Origin of the sequence: Pigmentiphaga sp. H8, from assembly GCF_003854895.1 — a bacterium.
GTDB lineage: Bacteria > Pseudomonadota > Gammaproteobacteria > Burkholderiales > Burkholderiaceae_B > Pigmentiphaga.
The window spans coordinates 732,552-748,473 of sequence record NZ_CP033966.1; the positions used below are offsets into that span (position 1 = coordinate 732,552).

General features: G+C 69.4%; 14 protein-coding genes. 3 read left to right on the forward strand and 11 right to left on the reverse strand.

Going from position 1 to position 15,922, the window contains the following annotated elements:
* Window positions 1-19: 19 nt before the first annotated feature.
* The 10 genes from EGT29_RS03585 to acnA all read right to left on the reverse strand — a co-directional run bounded on the left by EGT29_RS03585 (window position 20) and on the right by acnA (window position 12,467).
* On the reverse strand, window positions 20-994 hold the full coding sequence (locus tag EGT29_RS03585; protein WP_124687727.1) for an aldo/keto reductase: 975 nt from the start codon (window positions 992-994) through the stop codon (window positions 20-22).
* 4 nt (window positions 995-998) lie between these two features.
* Window positions 999-1,979 (reverse strand): tripartite tricarboxylate transporter substrate binding protein, encoded by a 981-nt coding sequence (locus EGT29_RS03590; protein ID WP_124687728.1) that lies wholly within the window; start codon window positions 1,977-1,979, stop codon window positions 999-1,001.
* Window positions 1,980-2,026: 47 nt separating this feature from the next.
* On the reverse strand, window positions 2,027-2,758 hold the full coding sequence (locus EGT29_RS03595; RefSeq protein ID WP_124687729.1) for a hypothetical protein: 732 nt from the start codon (window positions 2,756-2,758) through the stop codon (window positions 2,027-2,029).
* 8 nt (window positions 2,759-2,766) lie between these two features.
* Window positions 2,767-3,963: an NAD(P)/FAD-dependent oxidoreductase gene (locus EGT29_RS03600; RefSeq protein ID WP_161567685.1), complete on the reverse strand. Its 1,197-nt coding sequence runs from the start codon at window positions 3,961-3,963 to the stop codon at window positions 2,767-2,769.
* 185 nt (window positions 3,964-4,148) lie between these two features.
* A complete protein-coding gene (locus tag EGT29_RS03605; RefSeq protein WP_124687731.1) occupies window positions 4,149-4,964 on the reverse strand; it encodes a GntR family transcriptional regulator in 816 nt (271 codons plus the stop codon).
* Window positions 4,965-5,061: 97 nt separating this feature from the next.
* Window positions 5,062-6,612, reverse strand: coding sequence for an aldehyde dehydrogenase (locus EGT29_RS03610; protein ID WP_124687732.1), 1,551 nt, complete (start codon window positions 6,610-6,612; stop codon window positions 5,062-5,064).
* 30 nt (window positions 6,613-6,642) lie between these two features.
* Window positions 6,643-7,650, reverse strand: a complete 1,008-nt coding sequence (locus tag EGT29_RS03615; protein ID WP_124687733.1) for a GTP-binding protein — start codon at window positions 7,648-7,650, stop codon at window positions 6,643-6,645.
* Between the two features lie 11 nt (window positions 7,651-7,661).
* Window positions 7,662-8,393: an isochorismatase family protein gene (locus EGT29_RS03620; RefSeq protein ID WP_124687734.1), complete on the reverse strand. Its 732-nt coding sequence runs from the start codon at window positions 8,391-8,393 to the stop codon at window positions 7,662-7,664.
* A gap of 19 nt (window positions 8,394-8,412) precedes the next feature.
* The gene (locus EGT29_RS03625) at window positions 8,413-9,777 is read right to left on the reverse strand and encodes a dihydroorotase family protein (RefSeq protein ID WP_124687735.1); all 1,365 of its coding nucleotides are present in this window, start codon (window positions 9,775-9,777) and stop codon (window positions 8,413-8,415) included.
* Window positions 9,774-12,467 (reverse strand): aconitate hydratase AcnA, encoded by a 2,694-nt coding sequence (acnA, locus tag EGT29_RS03630; RefSeq protein ID WP_124687736.1) that lies wholly within the window; start codon window positions 12,465-12,467, stop codon window positions 9,774-9,776. The genes EGT29_RS03625 and acnA overlap by 4 nt, the downstream gene beginning before the upstream one ends.
* A 265-nt stretch (window positions 12,468-12,732) precedes the next feature.
* Here acnA and EGT29_RS03635 point away from each other — a divergent pair, with 265 nt between their 5' ends.
* Genes EGT29_RS03635 through EGT29_RS28845 form a run of 3 tightly spaced genes read left to right on the forward strand, consistent with a single transcriptional unit; the run spans window position 12,733 to window position 14,587 of the window.
* Complete coding sequence (locus EGT29_RS03635) at window positions 12,733-13,473, forward strand: GntR family transcriptional regulator (RefSeq protein ID WP_124687737.1); 741 nt, start codon at window positions 12,733-12,735, stop codon at window positions 13,471-13,473.
* A gap of 26 nt (window positions 13,474-13,499) precedes the next feature.
* The gene (locus EGT29_RS03640) at window positions 13,500-14,393 is read left to right on the forward strand and encodes an oxaloacetate decarboxylase (RefSeq protein WP_124687738.1); all 894 of its coding nucleotides are present in this window, start codon (window positions 13,500-13,502) and stop codon (window positions 14,391-14,393) included.
* Window positions 14,394-14,452: 59 nt separating this feature from the next.
* Window positions 14,453-14,587 carry a hypothetical protein gene (locus EGT29_RS28845; RefSeq protein WP_255465718.1) on the forward strand — a complete coding sequence of 45 codons (135 nt, stop codon included), beginning with the start codon at window positions 14,453-14,455 and terminating at the stop codon, window positions 14,585-14,587.
* Between the two features lie 20 nt (window positions 14,588-14,607).
* Here the strand turns inward: EGT29_RS28845 and phoR are convergent, their stop codons facing one another.
* The gene (gene phoR / locus EGT29_RS03645; protein WP_124687739.1) at window positions 14,608-15,894 is read right to left on the reverse strand and encodes a phosphate regulon sensor histidine kinase PhoR; all 1,287 of its coding nucleotides are present in this window, start codon (window positions 15,892-15,894) and stop codon (window positions 14,608-14,610) included.
* Window positions 15,895-15,922 lie beyond the last annotated feature (28 nt).

Sequence of the window (15,922 nt, forward strand, 5' to 3'; positions counted from 1 at the left end):
GGCCTTGAACCTACGGGCGTCAGGGGTTCAGGCGCACCCGCAGGTAGTCGCGCGGTTCGTAGGCAGCGGCCAGCCGGTCCAGGGCCTGGGTGGGCAGGCGCAGGTCGCGCCCGCGCAGCGCCGCGTCCAGGTGCGAACTTCGCGACGCGCCGACGATGACCGAACGCACGCCGGGCTGGGCCAGCACCCACGCCAGCGCGACGGCCGCGGGTTCGGCGCCCAGTTCGGCGGCGATGCGCAACTGCTCGGCGCGGACCCGGGCGCCGCGCGGTCCGCCGTACAGGCGCTGCCCCTTGGCGTCGGTGGACAGGCGGGCGGCGGCTTCGGCGTCGCCCGCCGCCGCGTCGGCCAGGTAGCCGCGCGCCAGCGGGCTGTAGGCCAGGATGTCCAGGCCGTGTTCGGCGCAGGCCGGCAGGGTGGCGCGCAGCTCTTCCTGGTAGAGCAGGTTCAACTGCAACTGCGCGCTGGCGTAGCCGCGCGCGCCCAGGAGGGAGGCGGCCCGCGCCGCCTGGGCGATCTGCGAGTGGTCCAGGTTGGAGCAGCCGTACGCGCGGATCTTGCCCGCGTCGACCAGGGCCTCGAGGGCACCCAGCGTTTCCTCGATGGGTACCGTTTCGTCCCAGCTGTGGACCTGATACAGGTCGATGTAGTCCGTGTCCAGGCGCCTGAGCGAGGCCTCGGCCTGCCGGGCGATCTGCGCCGCCGACAGGCCCCGGCCATCGGCCACCGGCAGGCCCACCTTGGTGGCGAGTGTCAGGCGGTGTCGGCCGCCGTGTTCGCGCACCAGCCGGCCCAGGATGCGTTCGCTTTCCCCGTCCGAGTAGTAGTTGGCGGTATCGAAGCACTCGATGCCGTTCTCCAGGCCCTGGCGAAACAGGGCCCGCGCCGTGTCCAGCCCGACGACCCAGGGCGCCCAGGCGGGATCGCCGTAGGACATCATGCCCAGGCACAGGCGCGACATCCGTGGCGGCGGGGATCCGGCGCGCGCAGCCATGGCGCTACTCCAGCGTGACGCCGGCCGTCTGCACCATCTTGCGCCAGCGGGCGATCTCGTTGCGGTGGAACTCCTCGACCTGCGCCAGGGGCTTGAACCAGGGTTCGAAGCCCGCGCCGGCCAGCTTCTGCTGGATGTCGGGCTGGGCCATGACACGCGCCAGCTCGTCGCTCCACTTGGTCAGGACCGCGCGCGGCGTGCCGGCGGGGGCGTACAGCCCGATCCAGCTGTCGGCCGACAGCGTCTCGTAGCCGAGTTCGTGCAGCGTGGGGACGTCGGGGGCCTGCGCCTCGCGGGTATCGCCCGAGATGGCCAGCGCGCGCAGCTTGCCGGCCTTGATGTAGGCGATGGCGCTGGCGTAGCTCGCGGTCATGAAATCCACGTGGCCGGCGATCAGGTCGGTCACGGCCGGCGCGGCGCCCTTGTAGGGGATGTGCGTGCAACGCATCTTCATGCTCGAGCACAAGGTCTCGGATACCAGGTGCGAGGACGAGCCGGGGCTGGAGGATGCGTAGTTCACCGGTTTGCCGCGCCCGCCCTGGATGAGTTCGGCCAGCGTCTTGTACGGCGAGGAGGCGGGCACGACGATGGCGTGGCGCGTGCGGGTAAGCAGGGCGACGGGCTGGACGTCCTTGCTCAGATCGAACTGGATCTTGGGGAACAGCGAGGCGTTGGTCGAATGGGTCTGGTTGTTGCCCAGCGTCAGGACGTAGCCGTCGGGCGCGGCGCGCACGCCCGCGGCGGTGCCGATCAGGCCCGAGGCGCCGGCCATGTTGTCGATCACCACGGACTGGCCCCAGGCTTCCCCGACCTGCGCGCCGATCAGGCGGGCCACCACGTCGGTGGTGCCGCCGGCCGGGAACGGGACGATGACGCGGACGGGCTTGTTGGGATAGGCGCCGTTCTGGGCGAAGGCGGGGGCGGAGGGCAGGCTGGCGGTACCGGCCAGGGTGGCCAGCAGGGCGACGAGGCGAACGGAGGTCATGGCGGATATCCTCGATGAAATGATGGGACGGAGTCGGACGATTCGGGTCAGGCCTTGCACAGCCAGGGGAAGGCCCGCGTCATCCAGTCGGGATGGGGGATGCCCAGCGTCCGGCTGATGCTCCAGATGCTGCACAGGTTGGACGACAGGATAGGGACCTGTTTGCCGGTCGCCTGGATGATCGATTCGATGGTGGGCATGCCCGTGCCCGACAGCAGCACGGCGCCGTCGGGATGCGCCTGCACCGAGGCCAGCCGCTGGGCGACCTCGGCCGGCGAGACCTTGTAGGCGACCAGTTCGTCGGCGAAGTGTTCGACGTGGTCCACCTGCACGCCCGCGCCGCGCCAGTAGGCGATGGCCAGTTCGGTCAGCCAGTCGGGATAGGGCGACACCATGCTGATGCGCGTGATGCCCAGGTGGCGCAGCGCGCGCGCCAGCGCGAAGCTGGCGGTTTCCACGGGCATGCCGAACTGTTCGGACAGTTGCGCGCAGCGGCGCAGGTCTTCCTGGTGGCCGATGCGGTATTGTGAGCCGGTCAGGGCGATGACGGCACCGTCGAGCCTGAGCGAGCCGAAGCCTTGCAGGCAGGACGCATAGCTGTCCAGATAGGCCAGGTTGCGGGTATCGAGATCGCCGGCCACCACGGGCAGGCGCATCGCGTGCAGCGCGGCGGCGGGCGGCAGCAGCGCCGGGTATTCGACTTCCACGGTGGGGTTGGCGGGCGGCACCAGGGCGCCGACCCGCCATTGGGGGCGGCTGACGAGGGGGAGATCGGTCATGGCGGGGCTCATGCGGTGGCGGAAACGGGATCGATGCGGCGCGCCAGTTCGGGGGCCATGTCCAGCATGGCGGTCCGGCGCAGGAAGGCGAGACGCTGGACGGGGTCGCCCAGCAGTCCCTTGACGTTGTCGAGCCAGGTGGCCTGCCCGGTCACCATGGCATCGGTGCGCGGCAGCAGGGAGTCGGCGGCGACCTGGTGGCGCCGGTCGGCGGCCGCGTCGACGACGGCTTGGTCGTCCTTGCGCAGGCCCTCGACCAGGGCGGTGGCCATGAAGTAGGCGTCGTGCAGGCCGCAGTTCATGTTCATGCCGCCGCGGGTGTTGCTGAGGTGGGCGGCGTCGCCGGCCAGGTAGATGCGCCCCGCGCGGTACGTGCCGGCCACGAACTTGCTGGCCGAATACACGTCCTGGCCGACGATGTTGGGCAGCTCCTTCAGCCCGGGCACCAGTTGCTGGAGCCGTTCCAGTATCCAGGCGCGCGACTGGGCGCGGGCCTCGTCCACGTCGGGCGGCACGCGCAGGATGATTCGCCAGCAGTCGGGCATGCGCAGGAAGCTGGCCGAGGCGTCACCGTTGACGAGGTAGCTGATGGGCCGTAGGCCGGGCAGGATGCGTTCCAGGCTTTCGTCGGCCAGCACCCGCAACACGCAGCCGGGATAGGGGGTCGGGTCGAACGGCAGGCCCATGGACTCCCGCACCTGGCTGCGCGCGCCGTCGGTGCCGAGCAGGTAGTCGGCGCGCAGAGTCTGGACACCCTCGGGGCCTTGCACGCGCACGGTGACGCCGCCGGCGTCCGAGGCCGCGTCCAGGAAGGCGGTGCCGAACCGGACGTCGGCATGCGGATGTTCGCGCAGTTGCGCCAGCAGCAGCGGCGTGATGCGCGACTGTTCCAGGTGCAGGCGATACGGATAGTCGGTGTCGTTCTTCAGTTCGGCCAGGGCGATTTCGCCCAGGATGCCTTGTTCGGTGCTGCGGTACTGGATGTGCGTGACGTCCTGCCCCTGTTCCAGCATGGCGGACAGCACGCCCAGGTGGTCCAGCACCGCCAGGGTGGGCGCGTGGAAGGTCGAGGCCTTCGAGGCTTCGTTGAGCCGGTCGCGCTTTTCCAGGAGCGTGACGCGCAGGCCGGCGCGCGCGATGATCAGCGCGGCGGTCAGGCCCACCGGCCCGGCGCCGGCAACGATGACGTGGTGAGGTTGCTGCATGGAATCCTTCTGTCGATGAGGCGACCGGCGCTGGCATCGAGCCGGTTTAAAAGTATTTTGTATCATACATAATACTTTTATGGGTATTGTCGGGGATACGGATCAGGGCGCGACGGCTCAGGCCGGCGACGGGCGTATCGGCGGGATCAGGGGAGGGGGCGGCGCGCGCGACGGCGCCGCCCGGGTCAGTCCGGGACTTCCGACCAGCGCGGGGCGTCGCCCTGTTCGATGCGCGACAGGTTCACGCGGTACTCGTAGCGATCGGGCCGGTAGAGTTCGTGCAGGATCTCGATGGGCCGCCCGGCGGTATCGCGGTAGACCCGCGTCAGGCTGATCAGCGCGCTGCCCATCTCGACCTGCAGCGCCTGCGCCGTATCCTTGTCGGCCAGCGTGGCGCTGATCCACTGCTCGGCCTGGGTGGCCTTCACGCCCTGGCGCTCGAGCAGGATGGACACCGGCGTGTTGCGCAAGTCGCTGCGTTTGAGCAGGCTGGCCTCGGGTTCCGGCAGGTAGCAGGTGATATGCGAGAAGGGCGAGGTGGCGTCGCTGCGCACGCGCACGATACGCAGGCCCGGCTCGCCCTGCTGCCGGTCCAGCAGCGGCGCGATGTTGGTCGGCAACCCGACGCGCTCGAACGCCAGCAGCCTGACCTTGGTCGTCTCCTGGAAGTGGACGATGTTCTCGATCAGGCCGCTGAAGCCGGTCTTGCCGGGCGGGCGGACGGGCTTGCGGGCGAAGGTCCCCCGGCCGCGCTGGCGCGTGATCAGGCCGTCGGCCTCCAGGATGTTCATCGCCTTGCGCAGGGTCACACGCGAGACCTGGAAGCGTTCGGCGAACTCGGCCTCGGTCGGCAGCGGCGTGTGTTCGTCGTAGCCATGGTCCCGGATGTGCTGGAGCAGCAGGGTATAGACCCGGTAGTAGAGCGGGACGTAGTCGGCGATGCGATGCGAGGCGGCGGCGTCCTCGCTTTTCCGGGAGCGGGTGGAGTCGGTTCTGGTCACGATGGGGCGGCACGGCGGCGCATGCCGTCATGCCGGGTAGGTCGCTGGGGGCTCGCGCCATCATAGCCAATTTGCCTTTCCGCCGCCGGGAGCCGGTTCAGCGCCGCACGAAGGGGTTGGGGATGTCGGTTTCCATGGACAGCCAGACGCTCTTGATCTCCATGTACTCGCGCATGCCGGCAATGCCGCATTCGCGCCCGACGCCGCTCATCTTGAAGCCGCCGAACGGCGACGTGACGCTGGTCGAGCGGTAGTTGTTGACCCAGACCGTGCCGGCCCGCACCTTGCCCGCCATGCGCAGCGCACGCGGCATGGAGGTGGTCCAGACGCCGGCCGCCAGGCCGAAGTCGACGTCGTTGGCGATGGCCACGGCCTCGTCTTCGTCCTGGAAGCGGATGACCGACAGAATGGGGCCGAACACCTCTTCCTGGGCGATGCGCATGCGGTTGTCCACGTCCGCGAAGATGGTGGGCTGGAAGAACAGCCCCTCGGGGCACTCCGGCACGTGGGCGCGCTTGCCGCCCGCCACCAGCCGGGCGCCGTCGGCCAGCGCGACCTGCACATAGGATTCGATCTTGTCGAGCTGCGGCGCGGTGGAGATGGGCGCCACCTGGGTCTGTGCATCGGCGGGGTGGCCGAAGCGGGCGCTGCCGGCGATCTCGACCAGGCGTTCCAGGAAGCGGTCGTGGATGCCGTCCTGGAGCAGCAGGCGCGAGCCGGCCACGCAGGTCTGGCCCGAGGCGGCGAAAATGCCGGCCACGGCGCCCTTCAGGGCCTGTTCGAAGTCGGCGTCGTCGAACACGATGTTGGGCGACTTGCCGCCCAGCTCCAGCGTCACGCGCTTCATGCGCGAGGCGGCCTGCTCGTTGATGCGCTGGCCGGCCTCGGGGCCGCCGGTGAAGGCGATGCGCTGTACCAGCGGATGGTCCACCAGCGCGGCCCCGACCTCGGCGCCCAGCCCGGTCACGACGTTGACGACGCCCTCGGGCACGCCGGCGAGCTGGAACAGCTTCATCAGTTCGAGCAGCGAGGCCGAGGTGAATTCCGAGGGCTTGAGCACCACCGTGTTGCCGGCCGCCAGGGCGGGCGCGATCTTCATGCTGGCCAGTGGCAGGGGCGAGTTCCAGGGCGTGATGCAGGCGACCACGCCCAGCGGTTCGTAGACGGTGTAGTTGAAGACGCCCGGCTTGTCGGTCGGGATGACCGTACCTTCCATCTTGTCGGCCAGGCCGCCGTAGTAATAGTAGTAGTTGGCCATGTAGCGCATCTGCATGGACAGCTCTGCGCTGAGCTTGCCGTTGTCGCGCTGTTCCACGTGCGCCAGCCATTCCGCGTGTTCGGTGACCAGGTCGCCGATGCGGCGCAGCAGCGCGCCGCGTTGGCTGGCGTTCATGGCCGGCCACGCGCCCCGGGTGAAGGCGCGATGGGCGGCTTGCACGGCCGTGTCCACGTCCTGCGCGGTGCCGCGGGCGATGCTGGCCCATTGGCGTCCGGTGACCGGGTCGCTGGTGGCCAGGCGGGCGCCAGCGGCGCCGGTGAACCCGCCGTCGATGAACTGGGTGTAGACCAGGTGGCCCTGCGCGTCGGCGGCGGTGGGCGGGAGCTTGGGGAACTGCTGGGCGTAGGCCTGGGTGTCGGGACGTGGCATGGAATCGAAGTCTGGAAATGAAGGGGTGGGTCAGGCGCCGCCGTCGAGCGCGGCGGCGGCCCGTGCGAGGTCTTCCTCGTCGGCGTCGCGGGTGATGACCACCAGCACGCCGGACAGATCGTCGGGCACCTGGCCGTCCAGCAGCTGGGGCGGGCTGAAGGCGTGGCGCACGCCATGGATGGCGTAGTGCGCGCCGTCTTCCATGCGCAGGATGCCCTTGACGCGCAGCAGCCGTTCGCCCAGCCGGGATTGCATGAAGGCGACCCAGGCGGCGTAGCGTTCCCAGCCGACCGGACCATCGGCCCGGATCAGGTGCGAGGCGATGCCGTAGCGCAGGACGTGGGCGAGCCGCGTCCAGGCCTGCGGGCGTTCCTGCTCGGGCGGGCCCGGCACCGCGGCCCGGCGGTCCGCCGCCTGGAAGAGGTCGGTCGGTTCCCGCAGGCCGTCGCGATTCGCGTGCAGGACCGGAGCTCCGGGCGCCTGCCGGCGCAGTTGCCCGGCCAGGGCCGATGCGGCCTCGGGCGTGACCGTGTCGGTCTTGGTCAGGACCACGAGGTCGGCCACCGCGAGCTGCGTGGCGGCGGTCTCGTATTCTTCCAGCGTGGCCGCGCCGTGGGCGGCGTCGATGGTGGTGATCACGCCGGCCAGCCGCACGTGGCGGGCGATGGAGGCGTCGGATGCCAGGGCGTTGATCAGCGGGCCCGGCTCGGCCAGCCCCGAGGTCTCGACCACGATGCGCGAGAACGCCGGGATCTCACCGCGCAGGCGCCGGTAGTACAGCGTCTCCAACGTCTCTTGCAGCGCGTTGTTGCTGGCGCAGCACAGGCACCCGGAGTCCAGCAGCACGATGTCGTCTTCGCTGGACTGGCCGACCAGCACGTGGTCCAGGCCGATCTCGCCGAACTCGTTGATGACCACGGCGGTGTCGGCGAACGCCGGGCTGTGCACCAGCCCGGCGAGCAGGGTGGTCTTGCCGCTGCCCAGGAACCCGGTCAAGAGATAGACCGGGATGGGCGCGGCGGACGTGGCGAACGGCATGCGCGGGACGCTCAGCCGGCCGAGCCGCCGCCCTGGCGCACCGGCAGGGCGGCCAGGTAGTCGCGTACTTCGGCCGAGGGAATCACGTCGGCGTACTTGCAGTTCAGATCGAACAGGTTGATGGCGTGGCTGGCCTGGAAGCGGTCGAACGCGGTCTCTTCGGGAATGATCACCTTGAAGTTGTACGAGTAGGCGTCCACGGCGGTGGCGCGCAGGCAGCCCGACGAGGTGCAGCCGACCAGGATCAGCGTGTCGACGTCCAGGAAGTTCAGGTGGCTCATGAAGGTCGTGCCGAAAAAGCACGATGGCTTGGTCTTGGTGATGCGGATGTCCTGCGGGCGCGGTGCCAGCGCCTCGACGGTCCGGGTGGCGTGGGTATCCGCCAGCACGGTCTTTTCCCCGCCGCGATGGTTCTTGCCGACCTGCACGCCGCTGTCGAGCAGGTCGGGGCGGCGCGCGCTTTCCGTGTAGAACACGGGGATGTTCTTCTCGCGCGCAAGTTCGAGCAGCGGCACCATGTGCGCGACGGCGTCCCAGGCTTCCTTGCCGCAGTGGGTGCGGTACTGCTTGAGGCCGTCCAGGATCTCCTGCGGGGTGTCGCCGCAGAAGTTGTACTGGACGTCGATGATGAACAGGGCGGGGCGCGTGCCGAAGCCGCCGCGCTTGCCGTAGCCGGCCACGGCAAGGACCTGCTGGTCGCGTTCGGTCAGGAAGTCGTCCCAGATGCGTTTGGTTTGGCTCATGTCGTTTCCTTGGGGAGTATCAAAGGCGCCGGAGGTAGCGGCCGCCGGGCTGGCGGCGGGCGTCATCGGTGATCTTGCCGTCCAGGGCCACGGTGCGGCCGCGCACCAGCGTGCGCACCGGCCAGCCCTTGAGCGTCATGCCCTCGTAGGGCGAATAGTCGGCGTAGGATTCGAGCGTGGCCGGGTCCACGGTTTTTTCCAGGTCCAGGTCGACCACCAGCAGGTCGGCATCCTTGCCGACCTCGATGCCGCCCTTGGCCGGCATGTTGTAGTGCCGGGCCGAGTTGGCCGAGGCGACCTCCATCAGCCGTTCCAGCGGCACGCCGCGGCGGTGGTAGCCCTCGTGCAGCAGGATGGGCAGGATCATGCCGGTGCCGGGAAAGCCGTTGCTGGCGGCCCAGATGTCCTTGTCCTTGGTGCTGCGCTTGCGAGGCACGTGGTCCGAACCGATGGTGGTGACCGAGCCGTCCAGCACGCCTTCCCACATGGCGTCGACGTCGGCCTGGCCACGCACGGGCGGATTGACCTTGGCATAGGGGCCGGCGGGGCTCTCGTCCGTCAGGAACAGATAGTGCGGGCAGGTCTCGACGTGGATGGGCGGGGCGTTGCGGTTGCGCCGATGGCGCCGGACCTCGTCCAGGGCCTCGCCGCTGCTCAGGTGGACGATGTTGACGGCGGCACCGGTCTTGGACGCGAAATAGCACACGCGGTGCACGTTCTCGGCCTCCAGGAAGTCGGGGCTCTGCTCGTTCCAGGCCTTCAGGTCGTCGCGGCCGGCGGCGCGCAGCGGATCGCGCAGCAGCGGGATCACTTCCACGTTCTCGCAGTGCACGCCCAGGATCGCGCCCGGGATGCGCGCGGTCTCGCGCAGCGCGGCGAACAGGAGGCCGTCGTCGATGTCGGTGAAGCCCTGGGCCAGGCCGGCGGCGCCCTTGTACATCATGTAGAGCTTGTAGGACGAGACGCCGAAACGTTCGGAGATTTCCTTCAGCGTCTCGACGTGCAGGTGGCTGGTCAGGCCGAAGTGGAAGCCGAAGTCGATGCAGCTTTGCGCCAGGGCCCGGTCGTGGGCCGCCTGGAACGATTCGCGGATGTCGCGCGAGCGGTGGAAGGACAGGACCGAGGTGGTGCCGCCCAGGGCGGCGGTGCGCGACTCGGTCTCGAAGTCGGTCTCGGGCGAGCCGAAGCCGAAGTGCACGTGCGGATCGATGACGCCCGGCAGCACGCACAGGCCCTGGCAGTCGATCGTTTCATCGGCCGCCAGTTGCGCGCCGGGTTCGGCGATGACGGCGATGCGCCCCTGGCTGATGCCGATCTGGCCGGGGGTCAGGCCGCGCTGCGGCAGCAGGATCCTGGCGTTGGCCAGGACGAGGTCCAGATTCATGGTTGCGTTTCCTCGTTGAAATCCGGGGTGGTGCCTACGGGGTCCAGGCAGGCCTGGAGGACGCTGGCCGGGATGCCGCCTTCCTGCATCAACTGGCGCTCGGCCTGGGTCAGGACCTGGGCCTGCACCTGGAAGCGGATGACGCCGTCCGGGCCGGTGGCCTCCACCGTGATGGGGGCGCCGTCCATGATGCCGGGGATGAGCCCCTGGAAGCCGAAGCTTTCGGCGCCAGTCAGGCCCAGCTGGCGCCATCCCTGCCCGGGCAGGAAGGCGAGCGGCAGCACGCCCATGCCCACCAGGTTGGCGCGGTGGATGCGTTCGAAGGACTCGGCCAGCACGGCTTTCACGCCCAGCAGCGCCGAGCCCTTGGCGGCCCAGTCGCGGCTGCTGCCCGTGCCGTATTCCTTGCCGGCCAGGATCACCGTGGCGATGCCGTCCTCGCGGTAGGCGCGGGCCGCATCGAAGATGGTGCAGGGCGCGTGGTCGGGAAAGTGGACCGTGACGCCGCCCTCGGTGCCGGGCACCAGCAGGTTCTTGATGCGGATGTTGGCGAAGGTGGCGCGGGCCATGATCTCGTGGTTGCCGCGTCGCGCCACGTAGGTGTTGAAGTCGGCGGGCGCCACGCCGGCCTCGATCAGGTAGCGGCCGGCGGGGGTGTCGGCGGGGATCTCGCCGCCGGGGGAGATGTGGTCGGTGGTGAGCGAGTCGCCGAAGGCGGCCAGCACGCGTGCGCCTTGCAGGCCGCGTTCGAACTGGCCGAGGCCGCTCGCGGCGCCGGCCTGGCGGAAGAAGGGCGGTTCGACCAGGTAGTGCGACTGCCGGTCCCAGGGGAAGAGCGGTCCGCGGGGAGCGTCCAGCGTGTCCCACAGCGAGCCGCCGGCGGCGCGCGCTTCATAGGTGTCGACGAAGATCTCGCGGCGGGTGGCGGCGGGCATGGCCTGGGCGATTTCCTCGGGCGTCGGCCACAGGTCGCGCAGGTAGACCGGCACGCCGGCGGGGTCGATGGCGACGGGCTCGCGCGTCAGGTCGATGTCGATGCGGCCGGCCAGCGCGTACAGGACCACCAGCGGCGGCGCGCCGATGTAGTTGGCGCGGATCAGCTTGTGGATGCGGCCTTCGAAATTGCGGTTGCCCGACAGCACGGCCGCGGCGACCAGCCCGCGCTGTTCGATTTCGCGCGCGGCCTCGGGAACGAGCGGTCCGGACTTGCCGCCGCAGGTGGTGCAGCCGTAGCCGATCAGGTGGAAGCCCAGCGCGGCCAGGGGCGCCAGCAGGCCGGCCTCTTCCAGGTAGCGCGTGACGGTGCGCGAGCCGGGAGCCAGCGAGCGCTTGACCCAGGCCGGTGGCTGGAGCCCGCGCGCGGCCGCCTTGCGGGCGACGATGCCGGCCGCCAGCATGACGGCGGGGTTGGAGGTGTTGGTGCACGAGGTGATGGCGGCCAGCGCGATGCTGCCGTGGTCCATGGCGCCTGCACCGGGAGCCGGCTCGGCGCCGAAGCCCCCGTCGGCCAAGGGGCGCGGCAGGCGGGCCCGGAAGTCTTCGGCGATGCGCGCCAGCGGCAGGCGGTCCTGCGGCCGGCGCGGTCCCGCCATGCCGGGCAGCACGGTGTCCAGATCGATCTCGACGATCTGGCTGTAGACGGGAGAGGCATCGCCGGCGTCCCGGAACAGGTGGTTGGCCCGCGTATAGGCCTCGACCAGGGCGACCTGTTCCTCGGGACGGCCGGTGGTGCGCAGGTAGGCCAGGGTCTGGCCGTCGATGGGGAAGTAGCCGCAGGTGGCGCCGTACTCGGGGGCCATGTTGGCGATGGTGGCGCGTTCGGGCACCGTGAGGCCGGCCACCGCGGGGCCGAAGAACTCCACCGCGCAGGCGGTGACGCCCACCCGGCGCAGTGTTTCGGTAATGAGCAGCGCGGCGTCGGTGGTCAGCGCCGAGGGCGGAATGCGGCCGGACAGGCGTACGCCCACCACGCGGGGGATGGGGAAGGTGTAGGCCTGGCCGAGCAGCGCGGCTTCGGCGTCGATGCCGCCCACGCCCCAGCCCAGCACGCCCAGCGCGTTGACCATGGGCGTGTGGGAGTCGCCGCCGATGACGAAGTCCGGATGCGCCCAGGTGCCGTCGGGCCGTTCGGCGCGGCAGACCACTGGCGCGATGTGTTCCAGGTTGACCTGGTGGATGATGCCCGTGCCCGGCGGGAAGACGCGCAGGCCGGCATAGGCCTGCTGGGCCCATTTCAGGAAGCGGTAGCGTTCGGCGTTGCGCTGGAACTCGCGGGCGAGGTTGCGCTCGGCCGCGTCGCCGCCGCCCCAGTGGTCGACCTGCAGCGAGTGGTCGACGATCAGGTCCACCGGCACGCGCGTGTCCACGGTGGCGACGTCGCCACCACGGGCCGCGACGGCATCGCGCAGGGCCGCCAGGTCCTGCAGCACCGGCAGGCCGCTGGAGTCGGGCAGGATCACGCGCGCCACGTGCAGCGGCAGGTCGGCGCCGATATGCGCCTGCCAGTCGAGCAGCGCGCGCAGGTCGGCCTGGGCGACCGGTCGGCCCCATGCGCGGTTGCGCGCCAGGTTCTCCAGCAGCACGCGCACGACGTAGGGATAGTCGGCCAGCGGCTTGCCCGCCGCCTGCGCCATGGCGGCGAGATCGGCGATGAACAGCGAACCGGATCGGAAGGAAAAGGTGCGGGTCATGGACGGAGGCGGCGAAAATGCGTGCGGCTTTGCTATGGTATGAATCTTATGAGCACCGTTTGTTAAATGTCAACACTTTGGCGTGGAAGAGTGGTTGGGGAAATGGAGGCGGCCGCTTGCTTTGGTTCATTCCAAAGCTCGAATTGTCTTGATATAAGGCTTTTCACGCAGGCGGCGGCTTATGCTTGAGGGTGCTTTTCATGCAAACCCGAATCACGCAAAAGAGTTGACACTTTTAAAACCGTTTTGATAATCTGTCGACACTATGGACGAATCAGCCGAGACCTTCATCAACAGGGAGGACGCCCAGGGGCCCCTGGCCGACGCGGTATTCCAGCAGGTGCTGGACGCGATCTACCAGGGCCGGCTGGCGCCCGGCAGCGTCATCAACGAAGTGGCGCTGGCCCAGGAATTCGGCGTGAGCCGTGGGCCGGTGCGCGAGGCGGTGCGCCGCCTGCAGGGCATCCAGTTGGTCACCCGCGAGCCCTACCAGAAGGCGCGGGTCGTGTCGCTGTCCGCCGAGTCCGCGCTGGAGCTGTTCCAGATGCGGATGGCGCTGGAGGGCGTGGCCTGCAGCCTGGCCACCCAGCGCATGAGCGACGAGGAGGTGGCGCAACTGCTGGCGGAGCTGGAGCAGGACCGGCAGCGCCAGCTGCGCAAGGACCGGGGCGAGTCGTCCGGACCTCGGGTATTCGATTTCCACGAGCGCATCGTGCGGGCCAGCGGCAACAACCGCATCATCCACGCGCTGTGCGAAGACCTTTATCACCTGCTGCGCGTGTACCGCCGGCATTCCGGGACCGTGCTCGAACGCAAGGAGGACGCCTATGCCGAGCACTGGCAGATCCTGCGCGCGATCAAGTCGCGCGATGCGGAACTGGCGGAGTCGCTGATGCGCTCGCATATCGAACGCGCGGCCCGGCACCTGTTCACCCATCTCGCGGACCGGGACGACACCGACGCCGCCCCGGGACGGCGAGGACGGGCGGCCGGGACGGGCACCTGAAACACTGACCATTTCGGAGTCATCGCATGAACAGTCCCCGCAAGTTCCGGGAGTTGCTCAAGAACGAGGAATTCATCGTCTCGCCCGGGGTGTACGACGGGTACAGCATACGGCTGGTAGAGGCCGCCGGGTTCAAGACCGCCTGCACCAGCGGGGCCGCCGTCTCGAACGCGCTGCTGGGCATCGCCGACATCGGGGTCATGGGATTGACCGAGAACGTCAACCATTGCCGCAACCTGGCGCGCTCGGTGTCCATTCCGCTGACGGCGGACGCCGACAACGGCTACGGCAACCCGGTGAACGTGTTCCATACGGTGCGGATGTTCGAGGAAGCCGGCGTGGCCGGCATCAACCTCGAGGACCAGGTCAGCCCCAAGCGCTGCGGCCACATGCCCGGCAAGGACGTGGTCAGCCAGGCCGAGATGGTCAAGAAGATCGAGGCCGCCTGCCTGGCGCGCCGCGACGATGACTTCGTCATCATCGCCCGCACCGACGCGCTGGCCATCGAGGGCATCGAGGGCGCGGTGCGCCGGGCCAAGGCCTATGCGGCGGCGGGCGCCGACATGCTGTTCCCCGACGCGGTGCGTACCGAAGACGACATCAAGCGCATCGTCGATGCCGCCGGCATTCCGGTCACCGTCAACATGGGATTCGGCATACGCAGCCGGCCCACCACGCCGCTGATCCCGCTGCCGCGCCTGAAGGCGCTGGGCGTCAAGCGCATCAGCCTGCCGCGCATGCTGCCGGCCGCCGCCATCCATGCCATGCAGCATGCGCTGCAGGCCATGCGCGGCGTGATGGAAAGCGGCGAGCCCGTCGATCGTCCCGACCTGCTGGTAGGCATCGAGGACATCATGAAGCTGATGGGCTACGAAGAAATGCGCGCGCTGGAAAAGCGCCTGACCACGCTGGCCGAATAGCCGCCGCCGAGCCCGCCTGGGCGCATGCCCAGGCCACGCAGTTCCCGAACGCGATCGTCTTGCATCCCAGGGTGCCGGCCAACAACCTGACCGAGTTCGTGCCCAGCTCCCCCGTCGCGTTCCGTGCCTTCGTGGAGCGCGAGATCGCGATGTGGGCCGAGGCGGTGAAGGTGTCGGGCGCGCAGGCCGACTGAAGGCCCTGGCGGCGCCTGGCCTACGCCACCCGGCTGTCGGGGAAATGCAGCGCGAAGGTGCTGCCTTGGCCCAGCTCGCTGGCGATTTCCAGTTCGGCGTCGTGCCGCATGGCGATGTGCTTGGTGATCGCCAGCCCCAGCCCCGTGCCGCCCGATTCGCGCGAACGGCTGCGGTCCACGCGGTAGAAGCGCTCGGTCAGGCGGGGCAGGTGATGCGAGGCGATGCCTATGCCGGTGTCCTTCACGGAATAGCGGGCATCGCCGTCGGCTTCGCGCCGCCAGCGCACCGTGATGTGGCCGCCCTCGGGCGTGTAGCGCACGGCGTTGATCAGCAGGTTGGAGATGGCCGACGCGAGTTCGGTGCCGGTGCCCAGGACATCCAGGCCTTCGTCGATCTCGCCGACGATCTCGTGGCGGCCGCCCGACAGGGCGCGCGCCTGGCTCAGGGCCGTCTCGATCAGGGCCGGCATGTTCACCGGCTGCGGGTCGGTGGTGGGGGATGATTCCAGGGTGGACAGGGTCAGCAGGTCGGCCACGATGGCCTGCATGCGCTGGGCCTGGTCCAGCATCAGCTTCATGTACTGTTCGCGCTGCTCGTCGCTCAGCGCTTCCGCGGGCATGTCGCGCAGCGTTTCCAGGAAACCCGACAGCACCGTCAGCGGCGTGCGCAGTTCGTGCGAGACGTTGGCGACGAAGTCGCGGCGGGTGGTCTCCAGCCGCTCGATCTGCGTCACGTCGCGCGTCAGCAGCATGCGCTGGTGCTTGTTGTACGAGATGAGCTGCACCATCAGCAGGCGATCGCCGCCGCCGGGGCTGCGCACCAGGCGCGGCGCGGGCCAGTCTTCCTGGCGGGCATAGTTCACGAACTCGGGGGCCCGCACCAGGTTCAGCAGGCTCTGGCCGCGATCGGCCGGCAGGCGCAGGCCCAGGTGCTGGCGCGCGATGCGGTTGCACCAGTCGATATGGAATTCCTTGTCCAGCGTGACCAGTCCGTCGGGCAGGGCCTGGGCGGCGGCGAAGAAGCCCTGCACGTTCCCTTCCAGCATCGCGAGCTGGCGTTCCTGGTTGCGCAGGTGCCGGTAGATGCGGGCCAGGGCCTCGTCCCACGAACCGGCCGAGGGCGGCGGCGGCCGTTGCAGGTCGTTGGTCCAGCGCGTGACGCGCGAGAGCTGCCAGATATGCCAGACCAGCAGCGTGCCCAGGCCGAAACTGAAGACGGCCCAGCCGAAGCTGCCCGTGATCGGCCGCGTGAGGGCCGCCAGGCCGGCCCACAAGAGGACGACGATGAGGTTGCGTATCCAGACCATGGAGCGAATTGTCGCATTGCCCGGAGCC

What these genes read in the sequence shown, in the direction of transcription:
- EGT29_RS03585 (WP_124687727.1), bottom strand. Translation starts at nt 994, where the DNA reads ATGGCTGCGCGCGCCGGATCCCCGCCGCCACGGATGTCGCGCCTGTGC.
- EGT29_RS03590 (WP_124687728.1), bottom strand. Translation starts at nt 1,979, where the DNA reads ATGACCTCCGTTCGCCTCGTCGCCCTGCTGGCCACCCTGGCCGGTACC.
- EGT29_RS03595 (WP_124687729.1), bottom strand. Translation starts at nt 2,758, where the DNA reads ATGACCGATCTCCCCCTCGTCAGCCGCCCCCAATGGCGGGTCGGCGCC.
- EGT29_RS03600 (WP_161567685.1), bottom strand. Translation starts at nt 3,963, where the DNA reads ATGCAGCAACCTCACCACGTCATCGTTGCCGGCGCCGGGCCGGTGGGC.
- EGT29_RS03610 (WP_124687732.1), bottom strand. Translation starts at nt 6,612, where the DNA reads ATGCCACGTCCCGACACCCAGGCCTACGCCCAGCAGTTCCCCAAGCTC.
- EGT29_RS03615 (WP_124687733.1), bottom strand. Translation starts at nt 7,650, where the DNA reads ATGCCGTTCGCCACGTCCGCCGCGCCCATCCCGGTCTATCTCTTGACC.
- EGT29_RS03620 (WP_124687734.1), bottom strand. Translation starts at nt 8,393, where the DNA reads ATGAGCCAAACCAAACGCATCTGGGACGACTTCCTGACCGAACGCGAC.
- EGT29_RS03625 (WP_124687735.1), bottom strand. Translation starts at nt 9,777, where the DNA reads ATGAATCTGGACCTCGTCCTGGCCAACGCCAGGATCCTGCTGCCGCAG.
- acnA (WP_124687736.1), bottom strand. Translation starts at nt 12,467, where the DNA reads ATGACCCGCACCTTTTCCTTCCGATCCGGTTCGCTGTTCATCGCCGAT.
- EGT29_RS03635 (WP_124687737.1), top strand. Translation starts at nt 12,733, where the DNA reads ATGGACGAATCAGCCGAGACCTTCATCAACAGGGAGGACGCCCAGGGG.
- EGT29_RS03640 (WP_124687738.1), top strand. Translation starts at nt 13,500, where the DNA reads ATGAACAGTCCCCGCAAGTTCCGGGAGTTGCTCAAGAACGAGGAATTC.
- phoR (WP_124687739.1), bottom strand. Translation starts at nt 15,894, where the DNA reads ATGGTCTGGATACGCAACCTCATCGTCGTCCTCTTGTGGGCCGGCCTG.